This window comes from Pseudomonas sp. NUPR-002, assembly GCF_056322725.1.
On the sequence record NZ_CM150476.1, the window covers coordinates 3,944,428 to 3,960,420 of the forward strand.

The following is a 15,993-nucleotide window of genomic DNA, read 5'->3' on the forward strand; positions in this document are numbered from 1 at the left end:
CCAGTTAGCGAGGCTCCTATGACAACAGCAATCGACCTATTCGCCGGGCTCGGTGGATGGAGCACCGGCGCGCGCGCCGCAGGCGTCCAGGTTCTCTGGGCAGCCAACCACTGGCCTGAGGCCGTGAAATGGCATTCAGCCAACCACCCACATGCTGAGCATGTCTGCCAAGACTTGCACCAGGCCCGGTGGGAACTGGTGCCGAAGCATGACCTGTTGCTGGCCTCACCGTGCTGCCAAGGTCACTCGAAAGCCCGGGGCAAGAAGTCGGGCAACCCACAGCACGACTCGTCGCGCTCGACAGCCTGGGCAGTGGTATCTGCCTTGGAGTTTCACCGGCCGGAAGCGGGACTGGTGGAAAACGTAGAAGAGTTTACCGACTGGGCGCTCTACCCTGCGTGGGTGTCAGCAGTTCAGGCGCTTGGCTACCAGATTGCGCCGCATGTAGTTGACTGCGCTGACCTGGGTGTGCCGCAACATCGCGTGCGGTTGTTTCTGGTACTGACCCGCAGCAAAGCACCGCTGATGCTTGAGTTACATCGTCACCAGCATGTGCCAGCTGCAAGCTTCCTCAACTTCGACGCCGGACGCTGGTCGTTGATCGAAAAGCCGGGGCGAGCCCAGGCGACACTCGACCGAGTGCGCAATGGCCGCCTGGGCTTTGGCGAGCGGTTCATCATGCCCTATTACGGCAAAGGTTCTGGCACCACCGGGCGCGACATTAACCGCCCGATTGGCACCATCACCACCCTAGACCGTTGGGCGCTGGTCGACGGTGACCGCATGCGGATGCTCAGTGCCAATGAGGCGCTGGCCGCGATGTCGTTCCCGGCTGACACGCTGCGCCCGGACAACCACCGGCTGACCATGCACATGGTTGGCAATGCCGTTCCGCCTCTGGCCGGGCAACGAGTGATTGAAGCATTGTTGACAGCCGCCTAATCACCACTTGCGCATCAACTCGCCAATTCCCGGAGGTATTTCCACTTCGACTTTCTTGTGCAGCGACCAAAATAACCGGTACTCATCCTGCCACATGTCTGCTTCAGATTTTAGGAAGTGATTTCGCTGATGACCCGAGGTGTATTCGCAAAAACCTGCCTTCGACGTAACACCAAGCTGCTCATCTAAATGAGCCTTTAAGCGACTCATATCAAGAATTTTTATACAAGCCGTCTTACTCATTTTTTTCGCAACATTTCGGCTTAGGCGTCGACTGAAAGAAAGAATCAACCCGTCTTCCTCATAATACGATGCATTAAATACATCTGGCTGCCTAACACCATCCACGTAATTATCGCACATGGTGAGGCCTTTAACTTGAGCCCCGGGGGAAAGCCTAAACAGCGGGTTTGGCGTAGTTAAATCAACTGGAGAGTCATGAATTAGGTTTTCATCAGGAGTATATATACCAGACCTTTCCATTTTCCTATAAGTGCTTGCTGGGTTTATAGGAATCACACCTCCGAACATCCAAGTTTCAGCATGCCAATGCTCATTCAAGTAAAGATACAAGCTCATAAAACCTCCTTTTTTTAGAACCCGCAATATACAGCCGAGATATCCCGAATCAAACCACAGCCCGAACAATCAGTCTGAGGTAACCCATGAACCCAATCGCACAGGCGGCCCTTGACCAGGCCCGCCGCCCTAACCCTGCGCCTGTGTTTTCAACCGAAACCGCCATCCGCCCTAAGCCCATACCGGTGCTGGTGGTGAATGGCCCCATCAACCACTTCATGCGCTTACAGGCCCGGGCCGAGGCTACCGCCACGGTTCTCGCCATGCACCGAACGCTGTCCGCCACCAACGGGGTGGCGCTGGTGGTGGAACACCTCAAACGCACCGCTGCCGACAAGCCCGGCAGCCACGTCGCCGGATACCTGGACGTAATCGAACTGCTGGAGTCGCAATCATGAGCAAGGTGCAACGCTACATCTTTGATCACACCTGCGGCCGGCTGTTGAAAAGCTACATAGGGCATTTGTTCGGGCGGGAATATGTCGATGCAACTGACTTTGCCCGCGTAGTAGCTGAGCGCGACCAGTTGCAGGCCGACCTGACAGCGCGGGATGAAGCGCTCGACCAGACACAGGACCTCTTGCGCTACATGGTCTACGACTACCGCTCGGTTGTGCAGGCCGGGTACGACAGGATCACCGCACTAGGCAGCGATTGCGACAGCGTGGCCAAGATGCTGGACGACAACCCGAACTACCAGAAGGCGCTGGCCCTGTTGCTCCCAGACCTTGAGAGCCGTCCGGAAGAGCGCGGCACGCCGGAAACCGAACCTTGCTCAGGCTGCGGAACCCCGGGTTGGACAGGGGCCTGCAACAAGTGCGTCCCTTACTGAGGCTTTGACCATGAGACCAATTGCCGTCTTCTGGGCCTGCCTCACGTCAGCCGCCTTTGCCTTTCTGATTGGCGCGGTGCTCGGCGCCGTCTCCGCAACCAACCAAGTTTCACAGGCTGAGAGCCAGCACCAGCCCCCACCAGTCGGCGATCAGTTCGACGAAGGACCAGTGCTGGTACGCATTCCCGGTACCAATACCACCACAACCCGATTCATCTTTTGAGGGGGTCACATGGAACAAGAGGTCATCCACATCCCCGAGTTGGCCAAGATGCTCGGGCGAACGGAGTCATCGATCAGGAGCGCCAGGCAAGGCGGTGCCAGCTGGCTGCCGCCCTTCTTCAAGCAGGGAAGCCGGATCTGCTGGCGGGTCGCTACAGTGCGCAGGTTCTTGGAGGAATACGAGCAGGGCTTGCATATGCCGGCCAAGCCGGGCCGGAAACGTCAAACGCCCCCGACCCTGGCCAGCGTTCGCTAGCCAAGCTTGTCGGCCAAAGCATCCGGGCACAGATGGGTATAGCGCTTAAGCATACTCATCGTCTTGTGCCCGGTGATGCTCGCCACCTCCATGATCGACAGCCCCTTCTCAAACAGCCTGGACGTACCTTCATGGCGCAGGTCATGAAAGTGCAGATCACTCACCAACGCCGCCTTGCACGCCCGATGGAAATACTGGCTCACCGAGTGCGGCGCCAGCGAGAACACCTGGCCGTCGAGCCGCGCAGGTAGTCCGTCAAGTAATGCCCTGGCCTTCGACGACAACGGGACCAAGCGACGGGTACCGTTCTTCGTATCTTCAAGCAGAACATGCTTGGCCTTGACGTTCTCGCGCCGGAGCCCAAGCAGCTCACTGCGGCGCATGGCCGTCTCGATTGCCAGCTCGATGATCGCCGGCATCTCGGCGTGAATCTCCCCTGCCGCTTTGATCACCCCATTGAGCTCAATGCTCATCGGTCGGCGATCCCGTTCCTTTGCCCCCTTGGGCATGCGCAGTTTCATCACCGGGTTGCTCAGCCCCTCAATACCCCAGTCCTTGATCGCTACCGTGAACAGGTGGCTGATGATCGCCAGGTCGAGCTTGACCGTGACCGTGGACTTCCCCGCCTTGAGCTCTTCATCTCTATACAAAGCAAAATCGCTTGACCGCAATACAGCCAATCCCTTGTCAGCAAGTGGATGCTTCTTCCACTTGTTGATGCGTGTCAGCTCCTGCTTGGCGCCCTTCTTCGACAAGCTGACCTCGCGGGAATATCGGTCCAGGGCTTCAGTCAGTGTCGTTCGCTCGGCCTCGCGCATATCGACGAACCGAGCACGCGACATGTCGCCCTCGATCTCGGCCGCCCAGCGCTGGGCATCGGCCTTGGTGTCGAAGGTAGCGGATAGTGAGGGGTATCCCTTGCGGCGGATCTTGGCCCGCCATGCGCCGCCTGGGCGCTGTTCATAAGTTGCCATGCAGCGGAGTTTGCCGAGGACTTGTGGGACACGCAATTTCCTTTGGTGTCCCAGAATTGTCCCAAATGCCTGTCCCAACAAATTCCGCAGGCATAACGAAAAACCCCGCAGACGTTAATCTGCGGGGCTTTCAATAATGGAGGCCGAGGTCGGAATCGAACCGGCGTAGACGGATTTGCAATCCGGAGCATAACCACTTTGCTACTCGGCCTCAAATGCCCAAGACCCTGAAACAAGCAATCTCAAACATATACAACTCTGTAAGGAAACAACTTGATATTGCTGCTATCTCCTTGAAAACGCTAAGCTTTTCAGCTGCCTCGTTTTCGATGGACGCAATTATGGACTCATTCGATTGAGCTGGCAACCCCTTGAATTCAAAAAGTTTATTTTTTTCTGCAAGGAGGGCTGATGGCCCTTTATTACCGGGTTCGAACGCAAGGTTCGGGATGCCCTGAGTAGCGCAAAGCACCTTATCATACAGGTCAAACCTCTTAACTCACGCTGCAGTTTGTCACCGATGATGCAAACCGAGCTGGACCTGTTCGCCCCTCAAGACCCTCCCCAACCCTATTGGGTCGGAACACAGGCAATGGTTTTGCCAGGCTTTGCCCTGCCCCAGGTGCAAGCGTTGCTGCCAGCACTGCGCGAGGTGGTTGCTCTGGCGCCGTTTCGGCACATGTTCACCCCCGGCGGGCTGAAAATGGCCGTGGCCATGACCAATTGCGGGACGCTGGGCTGGATCAGTGATCGCCACGGCTACCGCTACAGTCCGCTCGATCCGCTGAATCAGCAGCCTTGGCCGCTGTTGCCCGAGGTGCTTGTGCAACTGGCCAGCCACGCCGCCCGCCTGGCAGGGTTCGACGATTTTCTGCCCGACGCCTGTCTGGTCAACTGTTATCGGCCCGGTACCCGCCTGAGCCTGCACCAGGACCGTGACGAGCGTGACTTCTCCCAGCCGATTGTTTCGGTGTCGCTGGGGTTGCCTGCAGTGTTTCTGTTGGGCGGGCTTGCCCGCAGTGAGGCAACTCAGCGCATTAACTTGCACCACGGCGATGTGCTGGTCTGGGGTGGCGAGGACCGGCTGCGCTTTCACGGCGTACTGCCGCTCAAACCCGGTGTACACCCGCAACTGGGCGAACTGCGCCTCAACCTGACCTTGCGCAAGGCCAGTTAGCCTGGCCCTTGACCGCCACAGATGCACCGCTCCATGCTCTACCCCTCCCCCCGTGTTTCAAGGAACGATTGCATGAAGCTGGAAACCCTGGCCATTCACGCGGGCTTTAGCCCCGATCCGACCACCAAGGCTGTCGCGGTACCGATCTACCAGACTACGTCTTTCGCCTTCGACGACACTCAGCATGGCGCCGACCTGTTCGACTTGAAGGTGGCCGGCAACATCTATAGCCGGATCATGAACCCCACCAACGATGTCCTTGAGCAGCGCATGGCCGCGCTGGAAGGTGGTGTCGGTGCGCTGGCGGTGGCGTCAGGGATGGCCGCTATTACCTACGCGATCCAGACCGTGGCCGAGGCCGGCGACAATATTGTCTCGGTGGCCAAGCTCTACGGCGGTACCTACAACCTGCTGGCCCATACCCTGCCGCGTTTTGGCATTCAGACCCGCTTCGCCGCACACGATGACATTGCTGCTCTCGAAGCGCTGATCGACAGCCGCACCAAGGCAGTATTCTGCGAATCGATCGGTAACCCGGCCGGTAATATCGTCGACCTCCAGGCCCTGGCCGACGCGGCACACCGCCATGGCGTGCCGCTGATCGTCGACAATACGGTGGCGACGCCGATCCTCTGCCGCCCGTTCGAACACGGTGCCGATATTGTCGTGCACTCACTGACCAAGTACATCGGCGGCCACGGCACCAGCATTGGTGGCATTGTCATCGACTCGGGCAAATTCCCCTGGGCCGAGCACAAGGAACGCTTCGCGCTGCTCAACACCCCCGACCCGTCTTATCACGGCGTGACCTACACCGAAGCGTTCGGCCCGGCAGCCTTTATCGGCCGCTGCCGGGTGGTGCCGCTGCGTAACACTGGGGCGGCGTTGTCGCCGTTCAACGCCTTCCTGATTCTGCAGGGGCTGGAGACGCTGGCGCTGCGCATGGAACGCCATACCGAGAACGCCTTGAAGGTTGCCCATTACCTGCAAAGCCACGAGCAGGTTGCCTGGGTCAAGTATGCCGGCCTGCCTGATCACCCTGAACACGCACTGGCACAGCGTTATACCGAGGGCAAACCGGCGTCGATCCTGTCGTTCGGGATCAAAGGGGGTCAGGAGGCCGGTGCGCGCTTTATCGATGCCCTGCAGTTGGTGGTTCGTCTGGTCAACATTGGCGATGCCAAGTCGCTGGCCTGCCATCCGGCGTCCACCACCCACCGTCAGCTCAACGACGAAGAACTGCAGCGCGCTGGGGTGCCGCGGGACATGGTGCGCCTGTCGATCGGGATCGAGCACAGCGATGACATCATTTCCGACCTGAGCCAGGCGCTGGAGGCTAGTCGGCTTTAAGCTGCAAGCTGCAAGCTGCAAGCACGCGAGCGCTCTTGAAGCTTGTGGCTTGTAGCTTGCAGCTCAACCCTGTACATCCATACAGATAAAACTTGCCAGGCCTGCCCCGTATGCGCATCCTATGGCGACCTCCAGCCATAGATCGAGCGGCATGCGCCTGTTTCTCTGCGAAAAGCCTTCCCAGGCCAAAGACATCGCCAAAGTCCTCGGCGCCAACCGCCGTGGCGACGGTTGCTGGGTAGGCACTGATGTCACCGTCACCTGGTGCATCGGCCATCTGCTCGAAACCGCTCCGCCCGACAGCTATGACGCGCGCTACAAACGCTGGGCGCTGGCCGACCTGCCGATCATCCCGGCGCAATGGAAAATGCTGGTCAAACCGAAAACCGCCAGCCAGTTCAAAGCGGTCAAGCGCCTGCTGGGCGAAGCGCGGGAGCTGGTGATCGCCACCGACGCCGACCGCGAGGGCGAAATGATTGCCCGTGAGCTGGTCGAGCACTGCCGTTACCGGGGGCCAATCCGGCGCCTGTGGTTATCCGCTCTGGATGATGCGTCCATCCGCAAGGCCCTGGCTGCGCTCAAGCCCGGGAACGAAACCTTCAGCCTGTACCATTCAGCGTTGGGCCGCTCACGCGCCGACTGGCTGATCGGCATGAACATGAGTCGCCTGTTTACCCTGCTTGGGCGTCAGTCTGGGTATCAAGGCGTTCTGCCGGTGGGCCGGGTACAAACCCCTACCCTGCGCCTGGTAGTGGATCGCGACCGCAGTATTGCCAACTTTGTGCCAGTGGCGTTCTGGGCCATCGATGTTGTGCTGGAAAGCGCTGGCACTCGATTCAACGCACAATGGCGCGCAGCCGAAGACGCGTGCGACGACCAGGGCCGCTGCCTCAATCAGGCGCTGGCCCAACAGGCGGCTGCGGCGATCAACCAGGCCAGCAGCGCCCAGGTGCTCAAGGTAAAAACCGAACGCGTTCGTGAGGCAGCGCCGCTGCCCTTCGACCTCGGCACCCTGCAGGAGCTGTGCTCGAAAAAATTCGGGCTCGGTGCGCAGGAAACCCTCGATATCGCTCAGGCGCTGTACGAAACCAACAAACTGATCACTTACCCGCGTAGCGATTGCGGCTACCTGCCCTTGAGTCAGCACAGCGAAGCACCGGCCATCCTGGCCGCATTACTGCGTGCCGATGCCAGCCTGGCGCCGTTGCAGCAGCATCTGCAGGCCCAGCGCCGCTCGCGGGCCTGGAACGACGCCAAGGTCAGTGCCCACCACGGCATCATCCCCACCGCAGCGGCCAGCGACCCGTCGCGTTTACCGCCCAAACACAAAGCGGTGTACACCTTGATTCGTGCCCGTTACCTGGCGCAGTTCCTGCCCGAGCATGAATACGACCGTACCCAGGCAGACTTCGACTGCGCCGGCCAGGCCTTGCGCGCGGTGGGCAAACAAATCGTCGAGCCCGGCTGGCGGCGGGCCCTGCCGGAAGCACTGACACCCGCCAAAGGCCGCGAGGCGCCCGTCGCACAGGTGCTGCCAGCCCTGCAGCAAGGCCAGGCGTGCGCGGTGGCCGAGGTCAACCTCAAAGACCTCTGGACGCAACCGCCCAAACCCTTCACTGAAGGTGACCTGATCAAGGCGATGAAAAACGTCGCCAAGCTGGTGGACGACCCGCGCCTTAAACAGAAGCTCAAAGACACCACCGGCATCGGCACCGAAGCGACCCGTGCCGGGATCATCCAGGGTCTGCTCGACCGCGGTTACCTGATCAAGCAAGGCAAGGCACTGAGTGCCACACCTGCGGCCTTCAGCCTGATCGACGCGGTACCGCGTGCTATCGCCGATCCAGGCACCACCGCGATCTGGGAGCAAGCGCTGGACATGGTGCAAAGCGGAGAAATGAGCCTGGAGGAATTTGTCGCCAAGCAATCGGCCTGGATGAGCAAACAAGTCGAACGCTGTGCCGGGCTGAGCCTGACAATCAGTGGCCCGGCAGTGCCCAACGCGCCCTGGAAGAAGAAACGCAAACGTCCCGCCACAGGTAAACCGGCGCGCAAACCACGGGCCAAGAAGCAGCCAGGTTGATGGCGCGCACCGCGATTGCCTTCAGCCCTGCTTGACTGCTTGCAAGGTGTAACTCAACGGCAGGCGCCAACGGTCCTTGTTCAGCGACCATTCACCGGCGGCGTTCAGGCTCATCTGTCCAGGCAAGGCCTCCCAGGGAATGCTGTCGTGCTCAACCAATGCGGTGATCTGCAAGCCATGCTCAAGCAAGGCGCTGATCACCTCGCCCAAGCCATGGTTCCATTCGTGGGTAACGGTCTCGGTCAGCGGCACCTGGGTATCGACATAGGTCTGATCACTGTCCCACACCGTGGGTGCTTCACGCTCGAAATACGGGTACTCGATCTGCAGCCGGTCCTGGTGTTCCTCGTTCACCGCCAACAGCATCGGATGCCCTTCGCGCAGGAACAATCGCCCTCCCGGCTTGAGCAACGCCGCCACCGTGCGCGCCCAGCGCTCGATGCTGGGGAGCCAGATCAACGCGCCGATGCCGGTATACACCAGGTCGAAACTGCCAGGGGTCAGCACCTTGTCAGCGGCGTACACATCGGCTTCGACATAGTCGATGGAGGCACCGCAGTGCTGCGCCAGGGCACGGGCCTGCAGCAGAGATTGCGAAGAAAAATCCAGCCCGCTCATCTGCGCGCCCAGGCGGGCCAGCGACAGGGTATCGGTGCCGATATGGCATTGCAGGTGGATCGCGCGCAAACCGCGAATGTCGCCCAGACGCGGCAGGTCGAAGCGAACCACTTCTGACAGGTGCGCAGGGTCGGCGATGTACCTGTCCACCTCATAGTCGCTGGACGCCGCATGCAGCGGCGCCCGCTCGTCCCAATTGCGGCGATTGAGCAGTAACGAGTCGTTCATGATTCAGCCGTCCTCTGGCACACATGGAAGCGCTCGACTATAGCCGGTTCACAGCGCCAGGCTCAAACTGACCATCAGGTTGCGCGGCTCGCCCGGCAGGTTCCACACCGCGTTGTAACCGCGCTCGTAGTACTTGCGGTCGAAGACGTTGTTCAGGTTCAGGCCAAGCGTCGCCTGTTCGCTGAGCTTGTAGTGAGCCAGCAAATCGAGGGTGCTGTAAGCGGGCAGATAAAAACTGCTCCCGGCCTGACCAGAACGCTCCCCCACATAGTTGGCCGCCGCGCCGACATCCGAGCCCTGCAACAGGCCTTGCTGAAATTCGTACACGGCCATCAGGCTGCCGCTGTGCCGGGGTATGCCCAGCAAGTCACTGCCTTCGGGCAAGCTGGCATCGCCCTTGGTCACTTCGGCATCGATATAGGCGTAGGCACCGATCAAGCGCACGGCATCGGTAAGCTGACCGCTGAACTGCAGGTCGACACCCTGGCTACGGGCTTTGCCGGCGGCAACGCTGTCGCCCAAGGCGTCGGTGGTGATGACGTTTTCCTTGTCGATGTGAAACAGTGCCAGGGTCGCGCCCAGGCGGCTGTCGAACAAGTCGAGTTTCACCCCGGTTTCATACCCCAGGCCCTTCTCGGGTTTGTACACTTGGCCCTGGGTGCCAATGCTGTTGGGCTTGAACGAGGTCGAGGCGTTGGCGAACACACCAACCTGCGGGGTGAGTTGATACAGCAGCCCGACTCGCGGAGTCGCCACGTCTTTTTCCTGCGTGTTGCTGACCTGACTGCTGCGGTTCTGAGCGATTTGCTCGATGTGCTCCAGACGCACGCCAATCAACCCGCGCAGGCGCTCGGTAAAGCTGATCTGATCTTGCAGGTTGAGCGCGTAGCTTTGCGTGCGCTCAAAGAAATCATTGGCCTTGACCAGTGCAGGCTTCGGCTTGCCATACACCGGGTTGTAAATGTCCAGGCCATACTCCGCCGACGTCGCGCTCTGCGGGTACTTCTGGCTGTTGCGGTAGTTCTCGTACTCCAGGCCAATCAGGCTTTGATGATGCCATCCGGCGAACTCGAATTGCCCGTGCAATTCAGCCTGGGTGATGCTGTCGTTCCATTCGAAATCACGCTCGCGATAAAAGCGGGTGAGCGTGGTGCCGACCAGACGCTGGGGCTCGGAGCTGTTGCCCTTGAGTCGGCCCTGGGTGTAGTGATTGGCCAAACGCAGCTTCCAGCTGTCACTCAGGTAATGTTCCAGCGTCAGGTCCAGGGTCTGGTTGTCGTTGCGGATACGACCATCGTTGGGCTCACCGAAAAAGCTCGAGCGGCTGACGGCCCCCAGTTCGTTGTTCACCGCCGGCACGCCACGGTCAAACACCGACTCGGTGCGCGAAAACTCACTGTCGATCGATACCAGGGTCTGTTCGCTCAACTGCCAGCTCAGCGACGGACTGACGATACGCCGTTCGCTGCCGACGTAATCGCGAAAGCTGCCATTGTCCTCCACCGCCATATTGACCCGCGACAGCACGCGACCGTCGTCGCTGAGCGGCGTGTTCACATCCAGGCTGCTGCGATAGCGGTCCCAGCTACCGGCACTGGCGTTGAAATGGCTGAAGGCTTCTGCTTGCGGGCGCTTGGTGACGATGTTCACCAGCCCCCCCGGATCCCCACGTCCGTACAGGCTGGCCGCCGGACCTTTGAGCACTTCGATGCGCTCGATGTTGGAGGTGTCCGGCGCGCTGTAGCTGCCGCGGTTAACCGCAAAGCCGTTCTTGTACAACTCACCGGTCGTAAAGCCACGCACGCTGTAATTGAGGAAGGTCAGGCCGCCGAAATTGTTCTGCCGGCTCACCCCGCCGGCAAAATCCAGCGCGCGATCGATACGGCTGCTGTTGAGGTCCTCAAGCACTAGGCTCGGCACCACGGCGATGCTCTGCGGGGTGTCGCGGATATCGGTATCGGTCTTCGTCGCGGTACTGGAACGTGTGGCGCGATAGCCCTGCACGGGGCCGGTGGCCGATTCCTCAAGCTGGCGTTCACTGACGGTCAAGGTATCGAGCAATACCGGCTCGGCAGCGGCAGCTGGCAATGCGAACAATGAGGCAGACAGGCCGAGGGAGAAGCGGCTGAGGGGGCAATTCATGGGGGCTCCTTAATCGTGATGTAATAACATAACAATTAACGAAGCCATTTGAAATCACAGAATGCCGCCAACCGCGGGGGCAAGCCCCGCGATCACCGCTCAGGCATGCACCCAGCGCCGATGCAGACCACGCGCCATGGCGTCGAGGATGTAGCCCAGTACCCCGATCAACAGCACCATGGCCATCAACTCCGAATAAGCCAGGCGGTCACGGGTATCGAGAATGAAATAGCCCAACCCGGCACTGACCCCGAGCATCTCGCACGGCACCAGTACGATCCACAGGATGCCAATCGCCAGGCGTACACCGGTCAGCACGTGGCCGATCACCCCCGGGATGATCACCTTGCACAGCGTCTCCCAACGGGTTGCACTGAGGCTGCGGCTCAACTGCAGCCAGCGTGGGTCGAGCTGGCGCACACCGGCTGCGGTGTTGAGCAGAATCGGCCACAACGCGGCAAAGGCCAGGAGGAAGTAGATCGGCTGGTCGCCCACGCCCATCAACATCACCACCACCGGCATCCACGACAGCGGCGAGATCATGCGCAAGAATTGGAACGCTGGCGTGGTCGCCGACTCCAGGTGGCGGTAGCTGCCGACCAGCAAACCCAATGGCACACCGATCAACAACGCCAGCAACAAGCCGATCAGGATGCGCTTGAGGCTGACCCACACATGCTCATACACCTCCCCCTGACCCAACAGCTCGACCAGGCTTTCCAGGGTGGCTTGCGGCGAAAAACGCGCCGACAAGCCATCAACCTCGCCAAACAGGTGCACACCCAACCACCACAGCAACAACAATCCAAGCAGCCCGCCAATACCCAGCGCGCCATGTAGAACATGCTTACCCATCAGATCGCAAACTCCTCATTGCGCTCAAAGCGCTCTGGCAGGCCAAAGGCCTTGAGGCCACCGACCGCGGCAATGCTGTTGCGCACGAAACGGTCGTCCACCAGGTCGCGGGCGGTGTGCTGCGGATCAAGGCTGGCGAGAAAACCCTGTTCACCTTCAATCAAGGTGTTTTGTAAACGCCGCACCAATTCCTCGGTGTAGCTGGGGAACGGATAGGGCTGAAAGTCGATGCGCTTCTCGTCCCACTGCGCGTGCTGGATGGCACCGCTGGCGATGTAGGCCGCACGTGCATCGGCAGCCGGCGCCAGCACCTGACTCAGTACCTGCGGCGTATGCGGGGTATAGCGGTTGGGCCCGGCCTTGGACAGCAACGCGGCTGCTTCGGCGCGGTGCTCGCGCGTCCACAGCTGGGCTTTGACGATGGCATTGACGACCTTCTGCGACCACTCCGGACGGTTGTTCAAATCGTGCTCGTGCATGAACACCACACAGCAGGCATGGTTGCGCCAGACATCACCGGTAAAGCGCTGCACGCGCCCCACCTTGAGGTCTTCGGCCAGGGCGTTGAACGGCTCGGCGACGATGTAACCGGCAATGCGCTTGCTGGCCAGGGCTGGCGGCATGTCCGAGGGCGGCAGTACCACCAGGTTGACCTCATTGTCCGTCAATGGTGCGCTGGTCGGCTTCGACACTGGGGTCAGGCCATGGTCGCGGAACAGCTGCTGCACCACCACGTTATGAATCGAGTACCAGAACGGGATCGCCACGCTCTGCCCGCCCAGTTGCTTGACCTCGGTGATACCCGGCGCCACGGTCAGGCCCGAGCCGCCGACATGGTTCCAGGCCACCACTTTGGCCGGCACCTTACTGCCATAGCGGGCCCAGACGGTCATTGGCGAGAGCAGGTGAATCACGTTGACCTGACCAGAGATGAACGCCTCGATCACCTGCGCCCAACTGCGCAACAGCACTGGCCGTTCAGCCTTGATACCTTCGGCCTCGAACAGGCCATTGTTGTGCGCAACCAGCAAAGGGGTGGCATCGGTGATGGGCAGGTAGCCAATGCGCACCGGAGCGTCCGGATCGCTGGCAGCACGCGCCTGCAGACTGCTCAGCAGCGGCATGGCGCCAGCGGCGGTCAGCAAGGTGCTGAGTTTGATGAAGTCACGACGTGTGTGAGTGAAGTCGTCCAGGCACATGGGCAGTCTCCGGCGGTAAAGGTTCAGGCGTAGGTTCAGGAGTGCGGCTGGCCCGCCGAAGGGTTTTGAGGATGTCGATACGCAAGGCGCCCAGTTCTTCGACCCGCTGTTCACGAGGGTGCGGCAGGTCAATCTGCCATTGGCCGAGGGTGCGCGCCGGGTGGTTGCCCAGTAGCAGCACGCGATCAGACAACAGCAGCGCTTCGTCGATATCGTGGGTAATCAGAATCGCCGCGGTGTTGTGCTGGGCGATCAGTTGCAGCAACAGCTGTTGCATGTCGGCGCGGGTGACTTCGTCCAGCGCGCCAAAGGGTTCGTCGAGCAGCAACACCTGTGGCTGACGCGCCAGGCAGCGGGCCAACGCAGTACGCTGGGCCATGCCTCCGGACAGCTGCGCCGGGTATTGCTCGCGAGCGTGCTGCAAGCCGACGGCGGCAATCGCATGATCGATCCGCGCGCGGCGCTCGCTGGCGGCCAGCTTGGGTTGGCGGGCGAAATCCAGGCCGAAAGCAACGTTGCTTTCCAGGCTTAGCCAAGGCAACAGGCTGGGGTCCTGAAACGCCACGGCCAGACGCGGATGTGGCCCCTGCAGCGGCTCGCCGAGCAAACTCACCCCACCGCTGCGCGCCTGTTGCAGGCCGGCCAGCACGCGCAGCAGGCTCGATTTGCCGACACCACTGGGGCCGAGAATCGTGATGACCTCCCCGGGTGCCAGTTGCAGGTCGAAATCTTCCAGCACACTGTGCCAGCCTTGCTCACGCGGGTAGCCAAGGCTGATGCCACGGGCTTCGAGTAACACCTCGCTCATACCGCCGATGCCTGACGCTGCAGCTCGGCGCGCAACTGCACCAGGCTTGGGGTCACAATCGGCACGAACGCCGACTCACGCCAGCGCCGGGCGAAGCCTGCACCATAGGCATTGAGGTAGGCTTTGCCACCACTGGCCTGCAGCTCCAGTTGCACCGCTTCGGCAGCCGTTTCAGCCAAGGTTATGCGCAGTTTGAACAACGCGGCAGGCTGGCTCAGAAAGCGGCCATCCAGCAGGCCCTTTTTCAATTCGCCGACGGTGTTTTCCAGACGCTCGCGCAACACGCTCAGCGCCTCGCCGAGGAACGAGCGCATACCTTGCAGATGTCCTTCGACCTCTTGCAACGAACGCCGTGCCAGGCCGATGGCCATGCCACATTGCAAGCCCAGGAACGACGGACGAACCGCTGGCAGGAACTGCTTGGCATTCTCGTGCAACAACCAGTCACGACTGATCGCCACCTGCTGGAAGTTCAAGGCTGCGGTGTTGCTCGATTGCAGGCCCATCAGTTGCAGATCGTCCGAGCGGGTGAGCCCGCTGGCATCGTCCGGAATGGCCAGGACAAACGGCGAAGCGCCCTCTTCCTCGATGGCTGCCGCCACCACGAAACCGCCCTTGCGCAGGTTGGTGACCCAGTGCAAGCGGCCTTCAAGCGTCCAACCCTGCGCGTCTGCGAGGCCGCGGACCTGCAACGATTCAATCCCCGAAAGGTACTTCATGGCGTTGGACAGGCCAGTAGCACCGGCCAGTTCACCGCTGAGCAGTTTGCCCAGCAAACGCTCGCGCAGGGCAGCGTTAGGGCTGTGCAGCAGGTATTCGATAAAAGCACGCTGACCCCAGAACACAAAGGCAGCGGCCAGAGAATGGCTGGCCACGTTGGCAACCGTTTCCACCGCGTCAGCAACCGTACCGCCGCTGCCGCCCAGTGCTTCGTCGATGCCAACGCGCAGCACTTGCGCCGCCGCCAACTGCCCCAATACCGCCTGCGGGTCGCAGTGGCCCAGATCGAGGGCTTCGGCCTCGCTGTCCAGCCACGTGACCAATGCGCGATCGAGCATGTCGTTTACTCCTTTAAAAAAAGCGCCAGCCTGCGCTGGCGCCAAGGGATCATTAGGCCGAAGGCTGCCAGCGGTACTTGCTCAGCTCGTCATTGAGCGGCGTCTGGGCAAACACATTAGCAAAGTTGCACAAGGTGGCCAGGCTCACACCGAGGATCACCTCCAGCGCGTGGCCTTCGCTGTAACCGGCTTCGCGGAAGGCGCCGTACCCGGCCTCGCTGACGTTGCCACGGGTGGCGATCACTTCGCGGGTGAAGGCGGCCAGGGCTTCGAGTTTGTCCTGCGGCAAATGCGCGCGGGCACGCAGGGCATCAACAACTTCTTGTGGCAGCTTGGCCTTGTTCAAAGCCACGGCGGTATGGCCGGCCACGCAGAAGTCGCAGCCATGATTGGTGGCGGCCACCAGTTGCACCACCTCACGCTCAGCCAGGTTCAGCTCGGCCTTGCCGTTGAGCGCCGACACGGTGACGTAGGTTTCCAGCGCCGCCGGGGCATTGGCCAGCACGCCGAGCAGGTTGGGAATGAAGCCCGAGTTTTTCTGCGCGTTTTCCAGGAAAGGACGGGCAGCTTCGGGAGCGCTTTGCAGTGTGTGTAGGGTAACGCGCGACATGGAGTGGACTCCTGCATACTAGGGTGTCACACAAGTCTGTTGGTTATAAGAAATACCTTC

General features: G+C 60.8%; 17 protein-coding genes and 1 tRNA gene. 8 read left to right on the forward strand and 10 right to left on the reverse strand.

What is annotated here, in order from left to right; genetic code table 11:
• Positions 1-18: 18 nt before the first annotated feature.
• On the forward strand, positions 19-942 hold the full coding sequence (locus tag ACVWSC_RS17860; RefSeq protein ID WP_442108252.1) for a DNA cytosine methyltransferase: 924 nt from the start codon (positions 19-21) through the stop codon (positions 940-942).
• Here the strand turns inward: ACVWSC_RS17860 and ACVWSC_RS17865 are convergent, their stop codons facing one another.
• Entirely contained in the window at positions 943-1,521 is a 579-nt protein-coding gene (locus ACVWSC_RS17865) for a hypothetical protein (protein WP_442108254.1), read from the reverse strand.
• Between the two features lie 86 nt (positions 1,522-1,607).
• Here ACVWSC_RS17865 and ACVWSC_RS17870 point away from each other — a divergent pair, with 86 nt between their 5' ends.
• The 4 genes from ACVWSC_RS17870 to ACVWSC_RS17885 are packed head-to-tail and all read left to right on the forward strand — an operon-like array spanning position 1,608 to position 2,831.
• A complete protein-coding gene (locus ACVWSC_RS17870) occupies positions 1,608-1,919 on the forward strand; it encodes a hypothetical protein (protein ID WP_442108256.1) in 312 nt (103 codons plus the stop codon).
• The gene (locus ACVWSC_RS17875) at positions 1,916-2,353 is read left to right on the forward strand and encodes a hypothetical protein (protein ID WP_442108258.1); all 438 of its coding nucleotides are present in this window, start codon (positions 1,916-1,918) and stop codon (positions 2,351-2,353) included. Before ACVWSC_RS17870 ends, ACVWSC_RS17875 begins: the two co-directional genes overlap by 4 nt.
• 10 nt (positions 2,354-2,363) lie before the next feature.
• On the forward strand, positions 2,364-2,576 hold the full coding sequence (locus ACVWSC_RS17880; protein ID WP_442108260.1) for a hypothetical protein: 213 nt from the start codon (positions 2,364-2,366) through the stop codon (positions 2,574-2,576).
• 9 nt (positions 2,577-2,585) lie between these two features.
• Complete coding sequence (locus ACVWSC_RS17885; RefSeq protein ID WP_442108262.1) at positions 2,586-2,831, forward strand: hypothetical protein; 246 nt, start codon at positions 2,586-2,588, stop codon at positions 2,829-2,831.
• Here the strand turns inward: ACVWSC_RS17885 and ACVWSC_RS17890 are convergent.
• A complete protein-coding gene (locus ACVWSC_RS17890) occupies positions 2,828-3,805 on the reverse strand; it encodes a tyrosine-type recombinase/integrase (protein ID WP_442108264.1) in 978 nt (325 codons plus the stop codon). The genes ACVWSC_RS17885 and ACVWSC_RS17890 overlap by 4 nt on opposite strands.
• Before the next feature lie 137 nt (positions 3,806-3,942).
• Positions 3,943-4,016: transfer RNA gene (locus ACVWSC_RS17895), tRNA-Cys, on the reverse strand.
• 309 nt (positions 4,017-4,325) lie between these two features.
• On the opposite strand from ACVWSC_RS17895, the gene alkB reads away from it, so the two are divergent.
• The 3 genes from alkB (at position 4,326) to ACVWSC_RS17910 (ending at position 8,415) form a co-directional block, all read left to right on the forward strand.
• The gene (alkB, locus tag ACVWSC_RS17900) at positions 4,326-4,982 is read left to right on the forward strand and encodes a DNA oxidative demethylase AlkB (RefSeq protein ID WP_442108266.1); all 657 of its coding nucleotides are present in this window, start codon (positions 4,326-4,328) and stop codon (positions 4,980-4,982) included.
• A 72-nt stretch (positions 4,983-5,054) separates the two neighbouring features.
• On the forward strand, positions 5,055-6,332 hold the full coding sequence (locus ACVWSC_RS17905; protein WP_442108268.1) for a bifunctional O-acetylhomoserine aminocarboxypropyltransferase/cysteine synthase: 1,278 nt from the start codon (positions 5,055-5,057) through the stop codon (positions 6,330-6,332).
• 151 nt (positions 6,333-6,483) lie between these two features.
• Positions 6,484-8,415 carry a DNA topoisomerase III gene (locus tag ACVWSC_RS17910; RefSeq protein WP_442108270.1) on the forward strand — a complete coding sequence of 644 codons (1,932 nt, stop codon included), beginning with the start codon at positions 6,484-6,486 and terminating at the stop codon, positions 8,413-8,415.
• Between the two features lie 21 nt (positions 8,416-8,436).
• Here the strand turns inward: ACVWSC_RS17910 and ACVWSC_RS17915 are convergent, their stop codons facing one another.
• The 7 genes from ACVWSC_RS17915 to ACVWSC_RS17945 form a co-directional block, all read right to left on the reverse strand.
• On the reverse strand, positions 8,437-9,261 hold the full coding sequence (locus ACVWSC_RS17915) for a class I SAM-dependent methyltransferase (RefSeq protein ID WP_442108272.1): 825 nt from the start codon (positions 9,259-9,261) through the stop codon (positions 8,437-8,439).
• A gap of 48 nt (positions 9,262-9,309) precedes the next feature.
• On the reverse strand, positions 9,310-11,403 hold the full coding sequence (locus tag ACVWSC_RS17920; RefSeq protein ID WP_442108274.1) for a TonB-dependent siderophore receptor: 2,094 nt from the start codon (positions 11,401-11,403) through the stop codon (positions 9,310-9,312).
• Between the two features lie 99 nt (positions 11,404-11,502).
• The gene (locus ACVWSC_RS17925) at positions 11,503-12,258 is read right to left on the reverse strand and encodes an ABC transporter permease (protein WP_442108276.1); all 756 of its coding nucleotides are present in this window, start codon (positions 12,256-12,258) and stop codon (positions 11,503-11,505) included.
• Positions 12,258-13,457: an ABC transporter substrate-binding protein gene (locus ACVWSC_RS17930; protein WP_442108278.1), complete on the reverse strand. Its 1,200-nt coding sequence runs from the start codon at positions 13,455-13,457 to the stop codon at positions 12,258-12,260. Before ACVWSC_RS17930 ends, ACVWSC_RS17925 begins: the two co-directional genes overlap by 1 nt.
• Positions 13,423-14,265 carry an ABC transporter ATP-binding protein gene (locus tag ACVWSC_RS17935; RefSeq protein ID WP_442108280.1) on the reverse strand — a complete coding sequence of 281 codons (843 nt, stop codon included), beginning with the start codon at positions 14,263-14,265 and terminating at the stop codon, positions 13,423-13,425. Before ACVWSC_RS17935 ends, ACVWSC_RS17930 begins: the two co-directional genes overlap by 35 nt.
• Positions 14,262-15,323 carry an acyl-CoA dehydrogenase family protein gene (locus tag ACVWSC_RS17940; protein WP_442108282.1) on the reverse strand — a complete coding sequence of 354 codons (1,062 nt, stop codon included), beginning with the start codon at positions 15,321-15,323 and terminating at the stop codon, positions 14,262-14,264. The genes ACVWSC_RS17935 and ACVWSC_RS17940 overlap by 4 nt, the downstream gene beginning before the upstream one ends.
• 52 nt (positions 15,324-15,375) lie before the next feature.
• Complete coding sequence (locus tag ACVWSC_RS17945; protein ID WP_442108284.1) at positions 15,376-15,933, reverse strand: carboxymuconolactone decarboxylase family protein; 558 nt, start codon at positions 15,931-15,933, stop codon at positions 15,376-15,378.
• Positions 15,934-15,993: the final 60 nt, after the last annotated feature.